The 23,394-nt window shown below is 43.8% G+C and carries 17 protein-coding genes; 12 read left to right on the plus strand and 5 right to left on the minus strand.

Going from position 1 to position 23,394, the window contains the following annotated elements:
• Positions 1 to 89: 89 nt before the first annotated feature.
• Both ACT6NU_RS12270 and ACT6NU_RS12275 read right to left on the minus strand, forming a co-directional pair.
• Entirely contained in the window at positions 90 to 1,121 is a 1,032-nt protein-coding gene (locus ACT6NU_RS12270) for an NAD-dependent epimerase (RefSeq protein ID WP_445381962.1), read from the minus strand.
• A complete protein-coding gene (locus ACT6NU_RS12275) occupies positions 1,122 to 2,516 on the minus strand; it encodes a nucleotide sugar dehydrogenase (RefSeq protein ID WP_445381963.1) in 1,395 nt (464 codons plus the stop codon).
• Positions 2,517 to 2,988: 472 nt separating this feature from the next.
• On the opposite strand from ACT6NU_RS12275, the gene ACT6NU_RS12280 reads away from it, so the two are divergent.
• Genes ACT6NU_RS12280 through ACT6NU_RS12300 form a run of 5 tightly spaced genes read left to right on the plus strand, consistent with a single transcriptional unit; the run spans position 2,989 to position 9,241 of the window.
• Entirely contained in the window at positions 2,989 to 4,077 is a 1,089-nt protein-coding gene (locus ACT6NU_RS12280) for a DegT/DnrJ/EryC1/StrS family aminotransferase (protein WP_445383863.1), read from the plus strand.
• On the plus strand, positions 4,074 to 6,026 hold the full coding sequence (locus ACT6NU_RS12285) for an SDR family NAD(P)-dependent oxidoreductase (protein WP_445381964.1): 1,953 nt from the start codon (positions 4,074 to 4,076) through the stop codon (positions 6,024 to 6,026). Before ACT6NU_RS12280 ends, ACT6NU_RS12285 begins: the two co-directional genes overlap by 4 nt.
• A gap of 16 nt (positions 6,027 to 6,042) precedes the next feature.
• Positions 6,043 to 6,822, plus strand: a complete 780-nt coding sequence (locus tag ACT6NU_RS12290) for a polysaccharide biosynthesis/export family protein (protein ID WP_445381965.1) — start codon at positions 6,043 to 6,045, stop codon at positions 6,820 to 6,822.
• Between the two features lie 23 nt (positions 6,823 to 6,845).
• Entirely contained in the window at positions 6,846 to 8,660 is a 1,815-nt protein-coding gene (locus ACT6NU_RS12295; protein ID WP_445381966.1) for a GumC family protein, read from the plus strand.
• Positions 8,591 to 9,241, plus strand: a complete 651-nt coding sequence (locus tag ACT6NU_RS12300) for a tyrosine-protein kinase family protein (protein WP_445381967.1) — start codon at positions 8,591 to 8,593, stop codon at positions 9,239 to 9,241. Before ACT6NU_RS12295 ends, ACT6NU_RS12300 begins: the two co-directional genes overlap by 70 nt.
• 12 nt (positions 9,242 to 9,253) lie before the next feature.
• Here the strand turns inward: ACT6NU_RS12300 and ACT6NU_RS12305 are convergent, their stop codons facing one another.
• On the minus strand, positions 9,254 to 9,994 hold the full coding sequence (locus ACT6NU_RS12305; protein WP_445381968.1) for a tyrosine-protein phosphatase: 741 nt from the start codon (positions 9,992 to 9,994) through the stop codon (positions 9,254 to 9,256).
• A gap of 127 nt (positions 9,995 to 10,121) precedes the next feature.
• On the minus strand, positions 10,122 to 12,854 hold the full coding sequence (gene ppdK, locus ACT6NU_RS12310) for a pyruvate, phosphate dikinase (RefSeq protein WP_445381969.1): 2,733 nt from the start codon (positions 12,852 to 12,854) through the stop codon (positions 10,122 to 10,124).
• A gap of 355 nt (positions 12,855 to 13,209) precedes the next feature.
• Between ppdK and ACT6NU_RS12315 the strand changes: the two genes are divergently transcribed.
• The 3 genes from ACT6NU_RS12315 to ACT6NU_RS12325 all read left to right on the plus strand — a co-directional run bounded on the left by ACT6NU_RS12315 (position 13,210) and on the right by ACT6NU_RS12325 (position 15,809).
• Complete coding sequence (locus ACT6NU_RS12315) at positions 13,210 to 13,812, plus strand: YceI family protein (protein ID WP_445381970.1); 603 nt, start codon at positions 13,210 to 13,212, stop codon at positions 13,810 to 13,812.
• Between the two features lie 29 nt (positions 13,813 to 13,841).
• Positions 13,842 to 15,119, plus strand: coding sequence for a hypothetical protein (locus ACT6NU_RS12320; RefSeq protein WP_445381971.1), 1,278 nt, complete (start codon positions 13,842 to 13,844; stop codon positions 15,117 to 15,119).
• A 78-nt stretch (positions 15,120 to 15,197) separates the two neighbouring features.
• Positions 15,198 to 15,809 (plus strand): hypothetical protein, encoded by a 612-nt coding sequence (locus tag ACT6NU_RS12325; RefSeq protein WP_445381972.1) that lies wholly within the window; start codon positions 15,198 to 15,200, stop codon positions 15,807 to 15,809.
• Between the two features lie 98 nt (positions 15,810 to 15,907).
• Here the strand turns inward: ACT6NU_RS12325 and ACT6NU_RS12330 are convergent, their stop codons facing one another.
• Positions 15,908 to 16,660 carry a hypothetical protein gene (locus ACT6NU_RS12330; RefSeq protein WP_445381973.1) on the minus strand — a complete coding sequence of 251 codons (753 nt, stop codon included), beginning with the start codon at positions 16,658 to 16,660 and terminating at the stop codon, positions 15,908 to 15,910.
• Positions 16,661 to 16,893: 233 nt separating this feature from the next.
• Here ACT6NU_RS12330 and ACT6NU_RS12335 point away from each other — a divergent pair, with 233 nt between their 5' ends.
• The 4 genes from ACT6NU_RS12335 (at position 16,894) to ACT6NU_RS12350 (ending at position 23,384) form a co-directional block, all read left to right on the plus strand.
• Complete coding sequence (locus tag ACT6NU_RS12335) at positions 16,894 to 17,550, plus strand: helix-turn-helix transcriptional regulator (protein WP_445381974.1); 657 nt, start codon at positions 16,894 to 16,896, stop codon at positions 17,548 to 17,550.
• A 295-nt stretch (positions 17,551 to 17,845) separates the two neighbouring features.
• Positions 17,846 to 21,019, plus strand: a complete 3,174-nt coding sequence (locus tag ACT6NU_RS12340; protein ID WP_445381975.1) for a glycoside hydrolase family 2 TIM barrel-domain containing protein — start codon at positions 17,846 to 17,848, stop codon at positions 21,017 to 21,019.
• A gap of 11 nt (positions 21,020 to 21,030) precedes the next feature.
• Complete coding sequence (locus tag ACT6NU_RS12345) at positions 21,031 to 22,470, plus strand: Ig-like domain-containing protein (RefSeq protein WP_445381976.1); 1,440 nt, start codon at positions 21,031 to 21,033, stop codon at positions 22,468 to 22,470.
• Between the two features lie 32 nt (positions 22,471 to 22,502).
• Positions 22,503 to 23,384: a glycoside hydrolase family 16 protein gene (locus ACT6NU_RS12350; protein WP_445381977.1), complete on the plus strand. Its 882-nt coding sequence runs from the start codon at positions 22,503 to 22,505 to the stop codon at positions 23,382 to 23,384.
• Positions 23,385 to 23,394 lie beyond the last annotated feature (10 nt).

Here is a 23,394-nt window from a genome sequence, read left to right on the forward strand (position 1 = left end):
GGGCAAAGATGGTCAAAAACAAAGGAATTTGTAGGTTTTTTATTTCAACGAACCCCTATCCTCGATAAAAGGGAAAAGTATTCCTTTTATCAAACCTTATAATACTCCTTAAACCAATCAATAAAATTTTTTACCCCTTGAGCAATTGGGGTATTAGGATGGTAACCGTAGTCGTTTATAAGGCCATCCACGTTGGCCCAGGTTTGGGGCACATCCCCGGGTTGCATGGGGAGCAACTGTTTTTTGGCTTTTATGCCTAATTCCCTTTCTATGGTTGAAATGAAATCCGTTAGTTTTTCGGATCGGTTGTTGCCGATATTATACAGCCGGTATAAATCCTGTCCGGGTCTTTTCCTTTTTTCAACATCCTCATTTACAATGTGTAGTACTCCTTCGGTGATATCGTCAATGTAGGTAAAGTCCCGTTCCATTTGCCCTTTGTTGAATACTTTGATGTGCTCCCCCTTCAGTATGGCATCGGTAAAGAGGAACATGGCCATGTCCGGGCGTCCCCAGGGGCCATAAACCGTAAAAAAACGAAGGCCGGTGGTGTGCAAACCATACAAATGGCTGTAGGTATAAGCCATCAGCTCATTACTTTTTTTGGTTGCAGCATACAGGCTGATCGGGTGGTCTACATTGTCTGAAGTTTCAAAGGGTACTTTTTTATTCATCCCATATACACTGGAACTACTTGCATATACCAGATGTTTGCAACTGTAATGCCTGCAACATTCCAAAAGGTTTAAAAAACCAACAATATTGCTGTCAATATAGGATTCCGGGTTTTCCAGGCTGTAGCGGACCCCCGCCTGTGCAGCCAGGTTGCAAACTACTTCAAAGGAATGTTTGGAAAACAACCTGGGAAGTTGCGTGCGGTCTTGCAGGTTCATTCGTATAAACTGAAACTGTTTTGGGAAGGTTTTACTTTGGACCAGTTTATTAAAATCAGTCACTTCTTCCTCATTAATACCAAGCTCTTTTAATCGGTCAAATTTTAATTGTGGATCATAGTAATCATTGATATTGTCCAAACCAATAACTTCATGGCCTTGAGACAGAAGTTTTTGACTTAAATGAAACCCAATAAATCCGGCCGCTCCGGTAACTAAAATCTTCATTTATTGACCAATTGTGTAATTCTTGAATCCTATTTCTGTAAGTTGCTTCGCATCCAGAATGCGCCTCCCGTCAAATACAAAGGAAGGTTTTAACATGCGATTAAAGATTTCGTTCCAATTGAGTGATTTGAATTCGTCCCACTCGGTTAAAACGGCTACTGCATGTGCTTTCTCAACTGCATCCAAAGGTGAATTTACAACAGTGAGTAAACGCCTGTTTTCTTCAGGAGTACGTGTTCCCAGCGCATCCAGGTCTTCATATATCCTGTTTGGGTTTACCTGTGGGTCATAAACAGTGAGTTCGGCCCGTTCATCCAGTAAGGCATCTGCCACATAAATAGCCGCCGATTCGCGGGTATCATTGGTGTCTTTTTTAAAAGCCCATCCATAAATGGCAATCTTTTTGCCTGAAACCGTATTATAGAGGGTTGAAATGATTTTATCGGCAAAGCGTCTTTTCTGATAATCATTCAGGATAATTACCTGCTCCCAGTAATCAGCCACCTCATGCAATCCAAAACTCTTGGCAATATAAACAAGATTCAGAATATCTTTCTGAAAACAGGAACCTCCGAAGCCTACAGAAGCCTGCAGGAATTTGGGGCCAATCCGGCTGTCAAAACCGATCGCATTGGCTACTTCATCGATATTGGCATCCGTTTTTTCACATAAGGCGGAAATCGAATTTATAGAAGAAATGCGCTGGGCCAAAAAGGCATTGGCAACCAGTTTGGATAGTTCAGATGACCAGAGATTGGTTTGTAAGATTCGCATTTCAGGTACCCAATTCGCATAGATGGCCGAAAGTGCATTCTTTGCTTTTTTTCCATAGGGGGTATCTGCCCCTCCGATTAAAACCCTGTCGGGGTTCATCAGGTCCGAAATAGCGGTTCCTTCCGCCAGAAATTCAGGATTCGATAAAATATCAAACTGAACTCCTTTGCCTGTATTTTCGAGAATATTTTTTATGGCCTGGGCAGTGCGTACTGGAAGTGTGGATTTTTCTACTACAATTTTATCGGTGGTGGCAACATCGCCTATCGTACGGGCGCATAATTCAACATATTTCAAATCGGCCGCCTGTCCCTTGCCCTTTCCATAGGTTTTAGTTGGCGTATTAACGGAAATAAAAATCATTTCAGCGGCTTTGATCCCTGCTTCAATATTGGTCGAAAAGAACAGATTCCTGCCACGGGCTTCTGCAACTACCTCTTTCAGGCCGGGTTCATAAATCGGAAGTTTGTCAAGGTCCTCCTCATTCCAGGCCTGAATACGTTCCGGATTGATGTCGACCACTAAAACTTTAATATGCGGGCACTTTTGTGCGATAACTGCCATAGTAGGGCCTCCAACATAGCCAGCACCAATACAACAAATTGTTTTGATTTCTTTCATTTTTCAGATCCTGAAATGATATTCAAATAATTAGATTAGCAGCAGGACAATAATATTTATGCAAAGATGGGAATTTAGCCAAAAACATATTGTTATAGTAATTTAGATTCCCTAATGATTAATGAATGCGTTTTGCAGCTTGGAACTAAATAGTTCTATAAACTAAAAGACAGTAAGCATTACGTCTTGCATTTCCTTCACATTTCGTATCTTATTTCCCCGTAAGTTTCAAAATTCAAGAATTTACTGCTTTGTTTTAATCGAATGGCTTGTATAATAATTGCATTACGCATTAACGGTACAATCATCGATTTTTTTGAACAATGGGCGAATTAAGCTTTTAGAAACGGAAATCTCACTGATTATGATGTAGCTTTGAGATTCCTTAAATCAGTGATATTAAGTGAACTTAAAATAACCTAACCTTTTGAAAACCAAGTTACAGGAGAAAGTATGGCTCTCTTCCCCACATATGGGCGGAAACGAGCTCAACTACGTACACGAGGCCTTTGATACCAATTGGATTGCCCCTTTGGGCCCAAATGTAGCTGGCTTTGAACGTTCTCTGGAGTCTTTTATTGGACAGAATGTTCACGTTGCCGGACTTAGTTCCGGGACGGCAGCAATCCACCTGTCACTGGATTTATTGGATGTTGGCCCCGGTGACCTGGTCATCTGCCAGAGTTTTACCTTCTCGGCTTCGGCCAATCCTATTTTGTACCGGGGTGCCTCTCCTGTCTTTGTGGACAGCGAGCGGGATACCTGGAATATTTCCCCGGAATTACTGGAACAGGCCATTTTGGATTGTATCGCGAAGGGAAAGAAACCAAAGGCCATTGTGGCTGTCCATCTATACGGGGTTCCTTATAAGGTAGACGAGATCAAGGCTATTTCAGAGGCCTATAATATACCTGTAATTGAAGATAGTGCCGAGGCCCTGGGTAGCATGTATAAAGGAATTCCCTGCGGTAGTTTAGGCACCATTGGCATCCTTTCCTTTAACGGGAACAAAATCATCACTACCTCCGGAGGCGGAGCTCTGGTCACCAAATCCAAAGATTTAAAGGAACGAGCCATTTATTTGGCCACCCAGGCGCGGGATGCCGCTCCACATTACCAGCATTCGGTTGTAGGTTATAATTACCGGTTAAGCAATGTTCTGGCAGGGATCGGCCGCGGGCAGATGGAAGTGTTGGAAGACCGGGTCGCTAAGCGACGCAGCAACTTTGAATTTTATAAGAAAGAATTGGCAGGCTATGCTCAGCTGGAATTTTTGGAAGAACCACAGCACTGCTTTTCGAACCGATGGCTGAGCACCGTATTGACTCCTTCCTATGAAGTACGGGAGAAACTACGGTTGGCCCTGGAAGATGAAAACATCGAATCCCGCCCCTTGTGGAAGCCCCTGCATTTGCAGCCCGTTTTTGAAAATACTTTAAAGTACACCGATGGTACCTCTGAAGAACTGTTTAAGTGCGGGCTCTGCCTGCCCAGCGGTTCTAATTTATCAGAGGAAGATTTATGGCGTACCACCCGTATCATTAAAGAGAATTTATCATGATACAAAATTACTTATCCCATTCCGTAGCGCGCTTTGCCTCCAAATGGCTGGTACTGGCAATAGATCTGGTTACCGTAGCGTTAGCCTTTGTGATTTCCTATCTGATCCGTTTTAACTTTACCCTGGATTTCGATAAAGGGCAGTTATTGATTCAGTTGCCTATCTTAATAGGAATTTCTCTTATTTCCTTTCTGATCACAGGCTCTTATAAAGGCGTGGTGAGGCATACTGGTGTTAGAGACGTCTACAATATTTTTAATGCTATCTGCCTCTCCAGCATCCTTACCATTGTGGTATCAATGGGCCTGAAATATCAGATCATTCAAACAGATTTGAGCTTCCCATTATCTATAATTGTTATTAATAGTTTAGTTGCATTTTTAGGTTTGACTGCTTCGCGCTATGTTTTTAAAACAATTTACTACAATTTAACTCAGGGGGATTATCAGAGACAGAAAAACGTATTGATTTATGGGGCAGGAGAATCGGGTATTCTGACCCATAATGCCCTTACAGGTCATACGCGATCCAATGTGCGGGTGGTCGGATATGTTGATGAGGACAAGAAAAAAATAGGGAAGTTCATCAATGGGGTAGAGGTGTACGGGAAAGACTGCCTGACCCTGCATTTTATCAAAAAGAAACATGTAGAGGAAATTATTTTTTCAGTTCAGAATATCGACCAGAAAAAACTGCGCCGCCTGGTAGAGGATCTGGTAGAATTTCCTGTGAAGATCAAAATTGTGCCACCTGTTGAGGATTGGATCAACGGAGAGTTAAAGCTCTCACAGATCAAGCAGGTTCAGATTGAAGACCTTCTCAACCGGGCCCCCATCACCATTAGAAATTCGCGTATTTCAGGGGAGTTGGACAATAAAACGGTAATTGTAACCGGGGGAGCGGGTTCTATTGGAAGTGAACTGGTCCGACAGATATGTAATTACAATTACAAGGCGCTTATCATCATAGACCAGGCCGAATCCGCCCTCTATGACCTGCAACAGGAATTGAAGCAAAACGGTTTCCACAACTTTGTACCTATTGTGGCAGACATACGGGATAAGACACGTTTAAATCTGCTTTTTCAGGAATACAAGCCTGATATCCTTTTTCATGCTGCTGCCTACAAGCATGTTCCGCTGATGGAATACAATGCTTATGAGGCGATTAAGATCAATATTGCGGGCACCAAGGTGGTAGCCGACCTGGCCACTCAATATCAACTGGAGAAATTTATTTTTGTTTCTACGGATAAGGCGGTAAACCCCACTAATGTAATGGGAGCCTCCAAGCGGATTGCAGAAATGTATATCAGTTGTAAGCAGCAGGAAGGAATAACCAAATTTATCACCACTCGCTTCGGAAATGTCTTGGGTTCTAATGGTTCGGTTATTCCATTGTTTAAAAAGCAAATTGAAAAGGGCGGCCCGCTTACGGTAACCCATAAAGATATTACCCGTTATTTTATGACTATCCCGGAAGCTTCCCAGTTGGTTTTGGAGGCAGGAGCCATGGGCGAAGGCGGTGAAATCTTTATTTTTGATATGGGGGAATCCGTCAAGATCTTTGAATTGGCTAAAAATATGATCAAATTATCGGGTCTTAAGTATCCCGAGGATATCGACATTAAAATAACAGGGTTGCGTCCAGGCGAGAAACTCTATGAAGAATTACTGGCCAATGGGGAAAATATGCTGCCCACCTATCATAAAAAAATTATGATCAGTAAGGTTAGGGAGCTGAATTATACCGAGATTCGTACCCGTATTGATGAACTCTGTATTAACAATATGTTCTTTTCCGGAAATCCTGTTGGCCTTATGAAAGAAATTGTTCCGGAGTATGTTTCTAATAATTCAGATTTATGTGATTTGGATGGAAAAAAATCAATTAAGTCGAATTCGGTTATAATGAATCAATCTGTAAAGAGTAGCTTCGAACGGAATTAAAACACGATATTAAATAATGAAAATTCGAATGTTTAAATCAAAACCCTTCATAGTTAATGTTATCGGTAGTATAATTATTATGTCATTTATTTCTTGCGGATCAGTTAAAGATGTAATTTACTTGCAGGATGCCGGAGAGTATGAATCCATTATAACAGACAATACCTTTTCTCCAAAATTTAAAATAGACGACGTAATTAGTATTTATATATCAACATTAAATTCTGAAGCCAGTGCTCCTTTTAATTTAACTGCAGGGGGAGGACAACAAATCCAAACTGTTGATTACATAGTTGATAGGGACGGTAATATTGACTTTCCGGTACTGGGTAAATTAAAGGTAGCGGGGTTATCTCCTGAAGAATTAAGAATTCTTTTGCGTCATCGATTGGCAGATTTTTTGAAAGACCCCATAATCAATATCCGACTGAGAAATTTTGGCATCACAATTCTTGGTGCAGTTTCGAACCCGGGCACCTACATGATAAATGGAGAGCAAGTAAGTATTTTAGAAGCTATCAGTCTCGCAGGTGATTTGTTAATAACAGGGAAAAGAGATAATATTATGGTAATCAGGGAATTCGAGAACACAAAAGTTTATCATCGAATAGATATCACTAGTAAAGATATTTTTAGTTCTCCTGTTTTTTATTTGACACAGAATGATGTGGTTTATGTCGAACCTAATCGAAATATGGCATCACAGGCATTTGCTATGGATTCTAGGGTTGCAAGCGCTATTACAATTTTATCATTTTTATTAACACTCACTACTGTAATTTTAGTTACTAATTAATATTATTGGAACCATTCTCTAAAATGAAAAATAATAAAATTGATGGTTTTTCTTTCAAGAACATTGATATCGGAGAATACATTAAAATCTATACAAAACGCTGGTATTGGTTCGTAATAGCATTGATCATAACCTGCTCCTTAGCTTTTCTAAACAATAGATATACCATCCCTCAGTATGCAGCACAGGCTCGAATCAAAATTCAACAAAATGAAAATTCACCTGGAATAGCAGTTCTTTCCGATTTAGGAATAAATCAAAACTCAGAAAACCCGGTTCAGGATGAAATTGAGGTGATAAAATCTCGGTCCAATTTTTTAGAGGTTGTAAGAACACTTAATTTGAACACACAAATTTTTGCGCAAGGTGATATTTTAGAATCTGAAATTTATTTTTCTCCCCCTTTCGACTTTAATTTTATTGGTAGTGATTCATTGAATAAAAAAGCTCCTTTTGGATTTTGGATTACCATTAATTCGGATGCTTCTTTTAGTTACAGTTTAACTAAAGATTCGGAAAAAAGTATTTATACTTTTGGAAATCGGATACCTACACCCGCAGGAGAACTTGTGTTAACTCCAAATAATAAAACCATTGGTAATGCTATTGGAAAATCATTTAGGGTTAATATTAGCTCTCCAATACCGGTGGCTGATTCATATAGAGATCGAATTTTAATAAAACCTATTAACCAGTCTTCTACTATCTTGGAAATTTATTTACAGGACAGAATTCAGGAGAAAGCAAAGCAGATCATTAATACACTAATTCAGGTTTATAATAGTAATGCAATTGCTGATTATAAGGAAAGTGCCGATAAAACATCCAATTTTATAGATGCGCGAGTGACAGAAATTTATCGAAACCTTTCCCAAGTCGATGAATCTCAACAAGAATACAAAACAGAACGAGGAATAACCAACATAGAGTCTCAATCTTCTATGAATCTAAGCTTGGGCGTAGCAAATCGACAAGAATTGCAAAACCTCAGCTTACAGCTGAATGGTGCAAAATCTATGCTTAATAGGGTGGAAGCTCAAGAAGGTTTTAACATTTTACCATCAAATCTAATTCCAGCAGACCCAACAATAAATGCGACGGCAATTAGTTGGAATCAATTAGTCGCAAGACGTAATGGGCTTATGGAAAGCTCTAATGAAAAAAATCCTGTTGTTGCAAATCTAGATAGAGAATTAAATATATTGAAGCAAGGACTTGTTTCAAGTCTGAAAAATTTGATTGATAATTTAGAATTAAGAGTAAATAACTTAAGCCAACAACAATCCCGAATAAATTATCAGATTTATTCCGCACCAGAAGAAGAACGAGCACTGCGTGATATTAATAGAAAAAGAGACGTAACTGAGGCATTATATTTATATTTATACGAAAAACGAGAAGAGGCACAAATTGCCTTTGCATCATCTGATCCTCCTTCAAAAGTAATTGATTGGGCTTACAGCAGGTCTAGCGCACCTGTATATCCCGTTAAATCACAGAGCTATTTAATAGCTATTTTTTTCGGTCTTATCATTCCTTTTGGATTGATATATTTGAATGATCTTTTAGATGACAAAGTGCATAATAAGGTAGCTTTGGAGAAGATTGTCGGGGACATCCCGGTCCTGGCAGAATTACCAAAGGTAAATTCAAAAGAAAGCCTGTTGGTACGCAAAGAAGACCGCTCCGTCCTGGCCGAATCTATCAGAATCCTGCAGACCAACCTGGATTATATGCTGCGGTCCAAGTCTAAAAAGGATAAGCGGAAATGTCATTTTGGTTACCTCCAGCGTACCGGGGGGAAGGAAAGACTTTCTTGTCTTCAAATTTGGCCTTAACGTTACTTAATTCTGGAAAAAAGGCCCTGTTGGTAGGTGCAGATATCCGGAACCCGAAATTATTCCGCTTTATCAGCAGGGAAAACTCGGCTGCAAACAATAAAAAAATTGAGAATAGTGGAAGAGGGATGGGCCTTACGGAATACCTGTTCGATAGCACCGTTGCCCTAAAAGAAATTATAGAATCAGTGCCCTTAAACGGGGCTGAGATGGATATTGTATATTCCGGAAAAGTACCGCCCAACCCTGCCGAACTCCTTTTAAAAGACCGGTTGGGAGAGTTTTTCGAAGAGGCCTCAAAAATCTATGATTATATTATTGTAGACTCGGCTCCCTTGCTGGTTGTGGCCGATACCCAATTGATTGCCAACCACGCGGATCAAATCCTCTATGTCACTAAAGCCGAATCTACAGAGAACAAAGTGCTGTCCTTCCCTCTTAAGTTACTTAAAGATGGCAAGATCAAAAACCTTTCCTTCGTGGTAAACAATGTAGCTGCCTCCAAACTGGGTTACGGTGGGAAATATGGCTATGGTTACGGAAGTACTAAAAAGCCCTGGTGGAAGTTCGGGGCCGCTTAAATTACCTTTTTATTAGTAAAAAGTCTCTACCGTACGGCTGATTACGGGAATCAGTTTCTGAATAATCTTTTCAGGTAGCTGGATTTGTTTCAGCGCGCGCAGGTGCTTGAGGTTATGCACGTCTGAACCCACAAAATCCACGGTTTCATCCTCCAGCATTTCCAGCGCTTTTTTCTGGATATTCGTTCCGTAATAACCTCCAAAAGACAAGAGGTTGCATTGAAAACGGATCCCCTGGGCCCGGTAGCGTTCATAGGTCTTGGACTTGCTCGAAAAATAGGGGTAGCGTTCCGGGTGGGCCAGAATGGGCTGCATACGCCGGCTGGCTATGTTCAGGATGGCTTCCTTGAAGTTAAAGGGTTTTTGCAGGTAAGAAGTCTCAACCAGCATATAGGACTGATGCAGCGGCACAAAGCCGCCTTCTACCATGATTTCAGAAAAGCGCTGGTCTATCATATGTTCAGCTGCCCGTTCTACCCGGATATCCTTCATATCACGCGCCATTAGGGCTGATACCAGCTCATCGTGGGCTGCGGCAATGGTTTCAGGAGTGTTGGGATACATCCCGTGCATGATATGCGGGGTGGCAATAAAGCGGGTGATCCCGATTTCCCCGAAAGCCTCGATCAGGCCAAGGGACTCCTCAATATTCTTGGCCCCGTCATCAATCCCCGGCAGGATGTGGTTATGTATGTCCACCAGGCCGCCCAGGTAATCTACAAGGAATCGTTTTTTCTGGAAAAATTCAATCATTTAGGGTCATCGATCTGCCTGCAAAAGTAGGTGAAATGCCCTAGAAATAGTACAGGATAAAGTTTTAATCAATAAAAATCCCCCCAAACAAGTTGCCTGGGGGGATTTCTGAAAAGCGGGCTGGTATTTACCTTGGGTCTTGCAGGGCTGCCTGTGCTGCCGCTACCCGGGCTATGGGTACCCGGAAAGGGGAGCAGCTTATATAATTCATCCCTGTTTTATGGAAAAATCCGATGGAGCTGGGTTCTCCTCCGTGTTCCCCGCAAATCCCCACTTTTAGTCCGGGATGTGCCTTTCTTCCTTTATTGATTCCTAATTGTACCAATTGGCCTACGCCTTCCTGGTCCAGCACTTCAAAGGGGTCCGCCTTGAGTATGCCTTTTTGCAGGTAGATTGGAAGGAACTTACCGGCATCGTCACGGGAGTACCCGAAAGTCATCTGGGTAAGGTCATTGGTTCCGAAGGAAAAGAAATCGGCCTGCTCGGCAATGGCATCGGCTACCAGGGTTCCCCTGGGGGTTTCCATCATGGTCCCGATGGAGAAAGGTATTTTCGTCTTACGTCTTTTAAATACCTCTTCAGCCGTTTTTTCAATGATGTCCTTTTGCTGGATAAATTCCTCTACCGTTCCGACCAGCGGCACCATAATTTCCGGATGGGTTTCAATCCCTTCTTTTTGCTTTAGGTTTAAGGCAGCCTCAAGGATGGCCCTTGCCTGCATTTCTGTGATCTCCGGATAGGTATTTCCCAGGCGGCATCCCCTGTGACCCAGCATGGGGTTAAATTCCTCCAGCTCGGCCACCTTGCTTTTAACGGCAGCCAGGGAAATGTGCAGGTCTTCGGCCAGCTCTTTCTGGGTGGCCAGCTGGTGAGGGACAAATTCATGCAGGGGAGGGTCCAGCAGGCGAATGGTCACCGGATGCCCTTTCATGGCGCGGAACAGCCCTTCAAAATCAGAACGCTGCATGGGCAGGAGTTCCTTTAAAGCCTGTTTGCGTCCCTTCACGGTAGTGGCCAGGATCATTTCCCGCATCACTTTAATGCGATCCACGGCAAAGAACATATGCTCTGTCCGGGCAAGGCCAATTCCGGTTGCCCCGAAATTCCGTGCCATTTCTGCGTCTTTGGGTGTATCTGCATTGGCCCGAACCTCCATTTGGGAGAAGGTGTCGGCCAGCTCCATCAATTCTGCGAATTCTCCGCTCAGTTCGGGTTCTTTGGTAGCTACTTTTCCTTCCAGGATATTTCCGGTAGAGCCATTGATGGAAATCCAGTCACCTTCGTGGTATTCGTGTCCGTCTACCCGCAGGACGCGTTGCTTATAATCAATTTTCAAGGCCCCGGCCCCGGAAACACAGCACTTCCCCATACCCCGGGCAACCACGGCCGCGTGAGAGGTCATCCCGCCACGGGCGGTTACAATTCCCCGGGCGATGTTCATCCCTTCCAGGTCTTCAGGTGAGGTCTCGACCCGTACCAGGATACTGTTCTTGAATTTCCCGGCCTCATCCGCAAAGAATACGATTTGGCCGGTGGCGGCACCCGGGGAGGCAGGAAGCCCCTGGGCAATGACCTCTGCTTCTTTCAAAGCCTCGGGGTCAAAGATGGGGTGCAGTAATTCGTCCAGTTTAACCGGATCGATACGCCTGAGGGCTGTTTTATCGTCAATCAAGCCTTCTTCCAACAGGTCCATGGCGATTTTTACCATGGCAGCCCCGGTTCGTTTGCCATTCCGGGTCTGCAGTATCCAGAGTTTCCCCTGCTGGATGGTAAATTCCATGTCCTGCATATCCAGGTAATGTATTTCCAGCTTGCGCTGGTATTCGAATAACTCGTCGTAGATCTTCGGCATCAACTCCTCAAGGGAGGGATAGTTTTCTTTGCGGTCTTCTTCCTCAACCAGTGCCAGCTCGGCCCAGCGCTTGGAACCCAGCAGCGTTATTTGCTGAGGGGTACGTACCCCGGCAACCACATCTTCCCCCTGTGCGTTGATCAGGTACTCCCCGTTGAATTTGTTTTCCCCGGTTCCTGCATCCCGGGTAAAGCAAACGCCCGTACCCGAATCGGTTCCCATATTACCAAAAACCATGGCCTGTACATTTACGGCAGTTCCCCAGTCTTCGGGATAGCCGTTGATCTTGCGATAATAGACGGCCCGGTCCCCGTTCCAGCTGTCAAAAACAGCCAGGATGGAACCCCATAGCTGTTCCCAGGGATCTGAGGGGAATGGTTTCCCACTCCGCTTCAGGACAATATCCTTAAAGTCGTAAACCAGGTCCTGCAGGTCCTGTACGGTAAATTCCGTATCCAGGGCTATGCCCCTTTTTTCTTTGAGATGGTCAATGATTTCTTCAAAGGGGTCCAGATCTTCCTTAGACTCGGGTTTGAGTCCCAGGACCACCCCGCTGTACATTTGTATAAAACGCCTGTAGGAGTCCCAGGCAAAGCGTTCGTTTTTGGTTTTGGCTATTACCCCTTTAATGGATTGGTCATTGAGCCCCAGGTTTAAGACCGTGTCCATCATCCCCGGCATGGATACCCGGGCACCGGAACGCACTGAAAGCAGCAGTGGGTTATCATCATCTCCGAATACTGTTCCCATGGTTTGCTCTATCTGCTCAATGGCATTGCGCACTTCGTTCTCGATGCGCTTGATTACCGCGTCTTTGCCCTCTTGGTTATATTGAGTACAAACTTCAGTAGTGATGGTAAAACCAGGGGGTACTGGAATCCCGATACGACTCATTTCCGCGAGGTTGGCTCCTTTGCCACCCAGCAGGTTCTTCATTTCCCGATTGCCATCGGCCTTTTTATCCCCGAAGGTATATACGCTCAGATGTTTTTCTGTAAGTGTTTTCATTGGGTTTATTATTTGTGTGCTGTTAGATACAAATCAGTTGTAAAATTACGGGCTTGCCCAGGGGGATTTTATGATATAAATCATGGATTAATACGAAGAACCTATACCTTAATATATACACCATTCTCAAGTGAAAAAGCGGCACGCCTTCAGGAAGTATTCCTATCGAAATATTTGGGGGTGTATTACTCCTGTAGTATTAAAATAAAATCATAAAATATTAGTAATCAACGTATTGTGCTTATTATGAGCGAATTGTAAAACCCGTATTCAGAATTGAAATAATTAATGATAATTATCATCTTCCTTGAGTAGTTTCATTGAGAACTTTGTCCTGACAATAACACGAAATGACATGTTTTCAAAAGCAAATTATCAAAATAAAATAGCCCGAAATCTTTTCATAGCATTACTGCTTTTTGCACTTCCAATAACAATTATATCACAGGAATTCAAACCGCTTACTCAAAAAGGAGTAGTAACCGTTACCGGAACATCAACACTTCATGATTGGGAAATAATAGCCGAACAAACCTCAGGAATCCTGATCGTAAATACCGAAGAAGAAATTCCGGTAATAGACAAACTGGAGTTCCAGGTACTGGCTGAAAGCCTTAAAAGTGGCAAGGGGGGAATGGACAAGAACACCTACAACGCCCTTAATACAGAAAAGTATCCGAATATTTCTTTTAAGATGTTAGAAGTGACAGACATTCAGCCCATTATTTCGGCATCTGACCGGTATAAAGTCAAGGCCATGGCCAACCTTACGATAGCCGGTACCACATGCAAAACAAATGTTTCTTTCACCCTTTCCCTGGGGGAGGAGCTCAAGATAGAAGGCATAAAACCATTAAAAATGACAACATATAAGATTGAACCTCCAAAGGCACTTTTGGGTACCATTAAAACAGGAGACGCAGTTGAAGTGCATTTCAACACCGTCTGGACTAAATAGGGATACATAAATACTTAATACATAGAAACATGAAAACACTTTTAAAAAATGCATTATTGCTCAGCTTATTCATATCGGGCTTTACGGTCTTTGCCCAAAGCCGTGACCTTGACAACTACAGACTGCCAGATAAAAGAGGAATACACGTTTTTGAAGCACCAAAAGATAGCGTAACTACCTTTGATGGACTGCAAGTACGGGTAGGGGGTTCATCCACCCTGCAATTTCAGGCCGTAGACCATGAAAACTCCCACGGGGCTTCCGGCGATGAACTGGAACTCATTGAGATTGGCGATAACTTTAACCTGGCTACCGCCAACCTGGACCTGGACGTAGTGCTGGCAGACGGGGTACGCATGCACCTCAGAACGTATCTGTCTTCCAGGCACCACCCAGAACCCTATGTTAAAGGAGGGTATATCCAGATAGACAAACTGGACTGGTTAAGCCCCGGTTTTATGGAAAATGCCATGAAGCACCTGACCGTTAAAATCGGTCATATGGAGAACAACTATGGGGATGCTCATTTCAGGCGAAGCGACAACTCCCAGACCATCTATAACCCTTTTGTCGGGAACCTTATCATGGATGCGTTCACTACTGAAGTAGGAGGGGAAGTGTATTACCGCAACAACGGGTTTATAGGGATGCTCGGACTTTCCAACGGGAAATTAAACCAGGCGGTAAGTAACCCCGGAACCACCAAGGCTTCCTTCCTGGCCAAACTCGGATACGATAAACAACTCAATACGGATCTGAGGGTACGCCTGACGGGATCGCTATACACTACAGGGGAATCCCGAAGGGTATACCTCTACAGTGCAGACCGTACCGGTTCCCGTTACTATCTGGTTATGGAGAATACCGAGGCTTCTCCGGTAAGTAATTTCCGCAGCGGGCGTTACGATCCCGGAATGCGCAACGAGATCACTTCCTTTATGATCAACCCTTTTGTGAAGTACAAAGGCCTTGAGTTCTTCGGAACCATTGAAAGCGCCAAAGGAAAGGCGACAGCTGAAACCAGCGACAGGACAGTAAACCAGTTTGCCGGGGAGCTTATCTACCGATTCGGAAATAATGAGAACTTCTATATCGGAGGCCGCTATAATACCGTAACCGGAGACGATGCTTCTGGTGCAGATATCACAATAGATCGTACACAATTGGGTATAGGAGCCTTCCTTACAAGGAACATCCTTGCCAAGCTTGAATATGTTAACCAGCAATACGACGGATTTGATACTACCAGTATTTTCAATGAGGGTGAATTCAAAGGCGTACTGTTTGAAGCTGTCATCAGTTTCTAGGGGAATTTTGCAGACAGCAAACCCGGAAATCTCAAACGGATTTCCGGGTTTGATACGTAACCATTAGATTTATCAGACATGAATAGGATACCATTTCGTAGTTTCAATTTCTTTTTACTCAGCTTTTTACTTCTGCTGGCCACATCTTTCGATACTCCTTTGAGAGAAACACACGTTTATATCGCATCGGATAGCGAAATGGTCATATCGGGCAGCACAAATGTCAATACGTTCCATTGTCGTTACAGCGTTACGGAACTGGACAGCCCATTGAGCGTTTACTACGAAGAGGGTGCCAACCGCTACACTTTCCGCGATACCCGCCTTGAACTGTCAAGTAATTGTTTTGATTGTGGAGGTAGTGCCATAAACCGTGATTTCCAGGTGTTACTCAAAGCAGACCTATACCCTGAAGTGGTGCTGGAGTTACTCTATGTAGAGAAGCCAACCGATAACCTGAATACCTACAGGGTAGGAATATCGGTTACCCTGGCAGGCCAGCGCCGCAACTATGAAACCCTTGTTTTCTGTGATCAGAGCAGTAGCCTCTGTATTGAAGGAGACCTGAATGTATGTTTCAGTGACTTTAACTTGGAGCCACCTTCAAAAGTGATGGGGCTTATAAAAGTCAACGACCAGCTAACGGTCAAACTAAAACTTAAAATCCAGCAAGCGCAAAGCCAGTCGTGAAACAGAACACCGGGCAATAGGCTAAAGTATCCTGAAAAGTAAAAAGGCTTCCTGCACTGAGCGGGAAGCCTTTGTTTTTAAATACCTAAGATTAAATCTTAATCATCCAGCAGGTCAATTGCTGTCTTAATCCGTTCCCGGATCAGTTGGGCGATATCCCCATTGCCGTCGGCATCGTCCGGGCTGATTTCGATCGTCCCGTTCTCATTGCCGTCCACAGCCTGTGCAAGATCCACACCTGAGACCACGTCGAAGATTTTAGAAAGGTCAAAGTCGATTGTAATCCCATTTGTATTATCGCGGACAACGATATCGAATTGCGGATCTTCAAAATCTACTTCCACTTCATCCTCAAAATTATGCCAGAAGATAAAAGGGATGTCATTAACAGTTCCCTGAATCAAAACCGATTTCCCGAACAGATCACTTGTAGGGTCGTCGCTTTCATCAAATTTAAACTCCAGTTCTTCAAAAGCGCCATTGGGCACCTCCGTTGTAATAAAAGAAATCTCCCCCTGTAGTAAATCCAGCTCAAAAGGACCCTCCAGTTCGATCTCGTCTTCAAAGTCATAGTATCCATCGTCATTCCAGGATTCCGAATCGTCCATCATTTCATTTTCATCGTACTCGGATTCTTCGATTTCCAATTCAAATTCCTTAAGGTTCATACGAAAATCGGTTACCGTAACATCAGTGTTTACGGATTTAGCGGACAGGTTAGTGGAATTTTCGTTAACACTGGCCCTGGCGCTCACGCGCAATAAGCCATTGCCATCGGTGTCATCTTTGGAGCAGCTTACCAAAAGGCCAACTACTGCAAGTAATAAAGTGCTGATTTTAAAAGGTTTCATAGTATAAGTAATAATTTTTGGGTTTAACTAATCGCATCTATAACAACTTAACGTCCAAATACCCTACTTTTTTATAAAATTATCCGAATATTTTAGTAGTAAGTATGGATTAAAAGAGTAGATGGGGCTGCGTTACTTAAAAACCAACTTGTAAAGCTAATACTTAAAAGATCACCGAATAATGTTTTAACTTTAACCGCAATGCTGACCTTTAAGAGAATACGTTTTTGCGAATGATTCTATTTCATCTAAATAATCCTCACTTTATTACCATCACTTTTCCTGACTCAAAATTCCTTTTATATGGGTTTGGGTTAGTACTGGGTCTGTTTATTATTTATTTAGCTTACAGGGCATTTAACCGATTTGGGCAAAAGAAAACCAGCGAGATTATCAATAGGGAGCAGGAGCTGCAAATGGTCCGGCGTGAAAAGGAAAAGTTAGAGGCAAGTAATGCGAAGCTCCGCAAGGATGTAGTGAAAAAGAGTCAGAAATTAGCAGCCACTACCCTTATGGTAGTACGGAAGAATGAATTACTGATGCAAATCAAGAATGAACTCAGATCCCTTAAAGAATCTTCGAAAAATGTTGAGTCAATCATTCGGGGGATTGACCGGAACCTGAATCAGAACGATGACTGGGAACTTTTTAAGGATGCTTTTAACCAGACCGATAGAAAGTTTTTAAAAAAACTCGAGAAACGACATCCAAACCTTAGCCCGAATGACATTCGCTTATGTGCCTACCTCAGATTAAACCTCTCCTCCAAGGAGATGGCACCTTTATTCAATATTTCGGTTCGAAGCGTGGAGATTAAGCGCTATCGCCTGCGCAAAAAGATGAATCTTTCCCATGATGAGAATCTCGTCAATTACATTTTAAAATTATAGGCCTTCTTAAAGGTTAGACAAAAGCACAACATTACCTATACAAATTATTTTTGTTTCCCGCTTTCCGAGCGGTTAAACCCTTATACCGTGTCATTCATCGATAAATTTGTTTAATCGGCAAAAAACAAACCAAAATATTGTGTTGTATATATTTTGTTGAGTTAAAAATTACGAATGCTATAATATTTAACAGTATATTAGGAAACTGAAAATGACAAAACAAGCTTCGCGTACAGAACCGGATTCCGTTCAGGTTGGAAATACTCCGGCTTAAATCAAATAAATAAGGAATAACATGAAGAACACTATTCTCAGCTTATTGCTGCTAGCTTTCACCTCTACGGTATTTTCCCAGAGGGCCCAGGTAGAAGTTGTCAAGTCCGATGAAGGGATGAAACTGGTGGTCAATGGGGAAGACTTTATGATCAACGGGATGAACTGGGATTACATTCCAATTGGCACCAATACCGTTAATGCAGAATTCTGGAAAAAACCGGATGACATTATTAAAGCCGGACTGGATCACGAAATGTCGCTGCTAAGGAACATGAACGTAAATGTGATACGCCAGTATACAGGCGTTCCGGCCCGTTGGATCAGGTATATTTACGAGAACTACGGGATCTACACCATGTTGAACCATTCCTTCGGCCGCTATGGCCTTACCCTGGATGGTGTCTGGACACCCATTACGGATTATTCCGACCCTAAAACCCAGCAATTCCTTTTATCTGAGGTAGAGCAGCTGGCCCGGGAATACCAAAATACGCCCGGCCTTTTATTGTATTTGCTTGGTAATGAAAATAACTACGGCTTGTTCTGGCAGGGAGCTGAGACTGAAGATTTCCCTGATGACGAACAGGAAAAGGCCTTTATAGGAGAAAACCGGGGTCGCCCTATGTACCGATTGATGAACGAGGCTGCCAAGCTCATGAAAAGCCTGGACACTGCGCATCCTGTAGCCATATGTAACGGGGATGTTCTCTTTATAGATATTGTGGCTGAGGAATGTAAAGATGTGGATATCTATGGGACCAACACCTACCGCGGGGTTTCCTTTACCGATATGTTCGATGTGGTCAAGGAAAAACTGGACATGCCCCTGATGTTTACAGAATTCGGCGCCGATGCGTATAATGCCATCAAAAATCAGGAAGACCAGAAAGCTCAGGCCTATTATATGGTTGGCAACTGGAAAGAGATTTATGCCAATGCAGCAGGCTTGGGAAAAGCCCAAAACTCTATAGGTGGCTTTACCTTTCAATTTAGTGATGGCTGGTGGAAATACGGTTTTGACGATCGTAAGAATGCCGATGTACATGATAACAATGCTTCCTGGACCAATGGGGGGTATGCCATTGACCTGGCTCCCGGCTCCAATAACATGAACGAGGAATGGTTCGGGATCTGTGCAAAAGGACAGACGGATAACAGAGGGTTATATGAACTCTACCCAAGGGCGGCCTATTACGCCTTAAAAGAAGCGCATATGCTGGATCCTTATGCAGAAGGAGTTACTGCCGAATTCGTTGAAAACTACTTCAGCAATATAGACCTTACCGAAGCGGTATTGCAGGCAAGGGGGGACAAAGCGGCCCTGGCCGGGGAAAGCAGCAGTAAGCTGCGCGTAAGCCGGATGGAGGCCCGTTTCACTACCTACAATACAGGTGGAAGCCTGCTTACCACCCCGGATAACCCGGACCCGGATGATACCACTTATCCAAATCAATTGGGCTTTGACCACATGCAATCTTATTTTATAGGGTTTGAGGGAAATCCTTCTGCTAACATGCGGGCAGAGGCTACTTTCAACATTCTTGGGAATGTAGCGACCAATCCCATAGATGAAATCTTTTATGAAAACAGGGGCAGGCCCATTACTGTTGAGACCAATCAGGGCGATGTGCTTATAAACGACAATAACCGCGTTCAGGTTTACAGCGCTTCCTATAACTGGAATGCCAGGGATTTTGAACTGCGTGGCTTTTACCGTACCGGACACTACCACTGGGGGTATGAGGGAGATTTCTTCGGTTTGTACCCGGAGGCTAATTACGGCCCAAACCTGGATATCTATAATGGTGAAATTTCTGGTTTTGAAGTAGACGGAAAACGAGCCCTCAAGGGACTGAAGGCAGCTTTCGGACCGCAGTTGTGGTGGGGGGCCAACCCTGCTGTGCTGGTGAAATACCACACCATGCTTGGGAAATTCGGGGTTACCGGAGTTTTCCATGAAGACATCGATAATTTCGGGACCATTGTTTCCTCCCTGGCGGTGCCTATGCCCCGTACCCGGAGGGCTACCATTCATGTAGAACGCGAAATAGGAGATTTCAATATTGAATTGGGAGGTATCTGGGGTGGTCAGCCACTAAACGGGCGGCGCTTTCAGATCGCAGAAGACAACCCTTCTTACGACCCTGACAACCCGGATGCAGCTTCCAAGTATATCGTATTTACCGATGAAGTTAATGACGAAGACAATTGGGGAGCAAAAGCTAAAATCGAGTATGCAGGTGGTAAGTTTAATTGGTATGCCCAGGGAGCTGTACAGGGCCTGGTAGCTGGCGGAGGAGCAGACCAAACGCGCACCTTTACCGGCTGGCGCCTGAAAGATAGTGGAAGCGGTAACCAAACCAATTTCCTTTCCGGATTTACATATACTATTGGAAATGTTCAGATTGCGCCCAACTTCTTATGGCAGAAGCCCATTGTAGGACCGATGCCGAATGACGTGCAGGGTCCCGGAAGGCTAAGAAATATCCTTGATGATCCTTTTGTGGTACGTGCTAACCGGGAAATGGTTGCCGGAGAATTACTGCTAACCTGGGATCCAACCCCGGGAACCTGGATGTATGAATGGGATAATGACCGGGCAGAAGACGCCAAGCTGGCTGTCAGCGCGGGCTTTGTATTCCGACATTTACCCACATCCATGGACGCCGCAATCGGTTTCCTGGGCAACCGTACCTTGTTCGCCTTTCCGAACGCAGTACCGGCCAAAGATCTTTGGGAAACCCATGCGCGCATTGTTTCTAAAATCAATTCAGAATTTGGCCTGATAGCCAACCTCTATTTTGGAAATGATCAGGCCCGTGGTAGCGATGAACGCGTTATCGAGAGGGTAGGAGGAGACATCAGAATGCTTTATAAGAATATGAAATTACAGCATTCATTCAAGATAAATGACTGGGGTCCCTTTGACTATCACAGGGATTTTAACCTGACTTTTCCGGTTCAGTTAATGCTGGATCTGTCTACTACTCTGGGGAAACCAGACTGGTTTATATTGCCCAATACGCAAATAGGGATTCGAGGAACCTGGCGTTCGCTGAATGAGTTTTCGAACCGATACGCGCCCAATGCAGCAGAAGAGTTTGCCGATGACTCCATCATCAGCCCGGTAGGCTTTGATTTCGGTACGGAATGGGAAATCCGCACCTACATTCACATTAACATTGGTAAATAAAAAATAGCAAAATGAAAAACAGAAAATTTATTTATCTAAAGAATAGTCTCATTCTGGCTCTTGCGCTGTTTGGGCTGGCTTCTTGTGAAAGGGAAGTGTCCGACCAGGTGGAATTCGCCACTTTTCCGAAAAATGCCGAAATTTTCATTGATGGCTTTAGCGGTGGCCTGGAATATTTACCTTTTCAGGGCTCTAAACTGGATGCTTTTTCTGTGGATACGGAAACAGTTTATGAAGGTTCGGCCTCTATGCGGTTCGATGTCCCGAACTTCGGAGATCCTGCAGGCTCATTTGCCGGGGCGATCTTCCCGGATATGGGCGGACGCGACCTTTCGGATTATGACGCGCTTACCTTTTGGGCAAAGGCTTCAAAGGCGGCAACTATCAATGAAATTGGTTTTGGGAATGACTTCGGAGAAAACAAATATCTGGTTACCAAACAAAACCTGCGCATCAGCACGGCCTGGACAAAATACGTAATACCTATACCGGATCCGTTTAAGCTAACTATGGAAAAAGGCTTGTTCTGGTATGCGGAAGGGCCTGAAGACGGGGATGGATACAGTTTCTGGATCGATGAATTGAAATTCGAGAAACTGGGTACGGTAGCACAGCCCAGCCCGGCTATTTTTGGGGGAGAAGATTTAGAAGCGCTGGCATTTATAGATATTCTGGGAAGTATCCCTAGGGATGGGCTTACCCAGACCTTTAACCTTGCTTCAGGAGGCAATCAAACGGTACTGGCTGCACCGTCATATTTTGATTTTGCCTCTTCCAACCCAGGGGTGGTAGTGGTTTCTGAATTAGGAGTGCTTACCCCTGTAGGTTTAGGTACTACAGAAATAACAGCTACCCTGGCCGGTGTAAAGGCTAAAGGGTCTGCAACCCTTACCGTGGAAGGTAGTTTTGATTTTGCTCCCGAACCTCCGGTAAGAGATCCTGCGGATGTGATTTCCATTTTCAGTGAAGCTTATGATAATATTGCTGTAGACAATTACAATGGCTTTTTTGGCGGGCAGACTACAACCGGAGGGCTAGTTGATTTAGGAATTGCGCAAATCCTCATTTACGAAAACCTGAATTTTGTAGCTACTTCTTTTACAAATCCAACGGTTGATGTTTCCGGGATGACCTTCCTGCACGTAGATATCCGAACCGATGAGGTCATTGATCCCAGTGACACTCTTATTTTAGAGTTGATAGATTTCGGGCCCGACGGAACGTTTGGCGGCGGAAATGATACAGGAGGAGGTTATACCATCTCAAGTGGAGAACTGACAAGCGGTAACTGGGTCAGTTTCGATATCCCAATTTCCAACTTTACAAATAATACCGGTGGAGGTTTAAGCGGCTTTGTAAGCGGGGCCAGAGCCAACCTGGCTCAGTTTGTATTCGCTTCAGGAGGCATTTCCAGCATTGCGGTGGACAACATTTACTTCTACAACGAGTAGCATAAAAAATTAATATGATTAAGACAGATAAGATGAAAACGTCAATAGACAAAGCTCAAAATAGCTATTTAAAGAGCGGATGGCAGTATGGTGCTACGGTTCTATCTCTGCTGCTCCTACTTTCAATGGCAATAGGATGTGACTATGAAGATGAACAGAAGGTGACCAATTTTACTGAACTTACTTTTCAGGATGAATTTGATACCGATGGGGCCCCAGATCCTTCTATTTGGGATTACGATATTGGGAATGGACCAAACGGAGATGGTTGGGGAAACCAGGAATTACAATATTATACGGACAGGCCCGAAAACGTCACAGTCAACAACGGCTTCCTGATTATTACGGCTCAACAGGAAAACTTTCAAGGTGCGGGCTATACCTCTGCCCGCTTGTTGACCAAGGGACTGTTCCAACAAACCTATGGCCGTTTTGAAGCCCGGATCCGTACTCCCTATGGACAGGGAATCTGGCCGGCTTTCTGGATGCTTGGGGTGGAAGACAGCCCAAGCGAGATCTGGCCCTTTATTGGTGAAATCGACATCATGGAAATGAGAGGGCAGAACCCGAACCTGCTTATCGGAAGCTTACACGGCCCGGGCTACTCGGCCGGGGAGGCTATTTCAAAGGAGTACACCCTTCCAAACGATCGTATGGACACAGGATTTCATATCTATGGAATAGAATGGGGTCCGGACTATGTAAATTACTATATAGACGATGTATTGTATAACCAAATTACCCCGGAGGACCTTCCCGATGGAGCCGAATGGGTTTTTGACAATGATTTTTATTTCATCTTAAACGTAGCGGTAGGGGGCACTTTCGTTGGCTCACCAAATGCAGAAACGAATTTTCCTCAGACCATGGTTGTAGACTATGTGAGGGCTTATAAATATAACGGACTAAATTAAAAAATGAAGA

Source organism: Robiginitalea rubriflava (genome assembly GCF_052540725.1).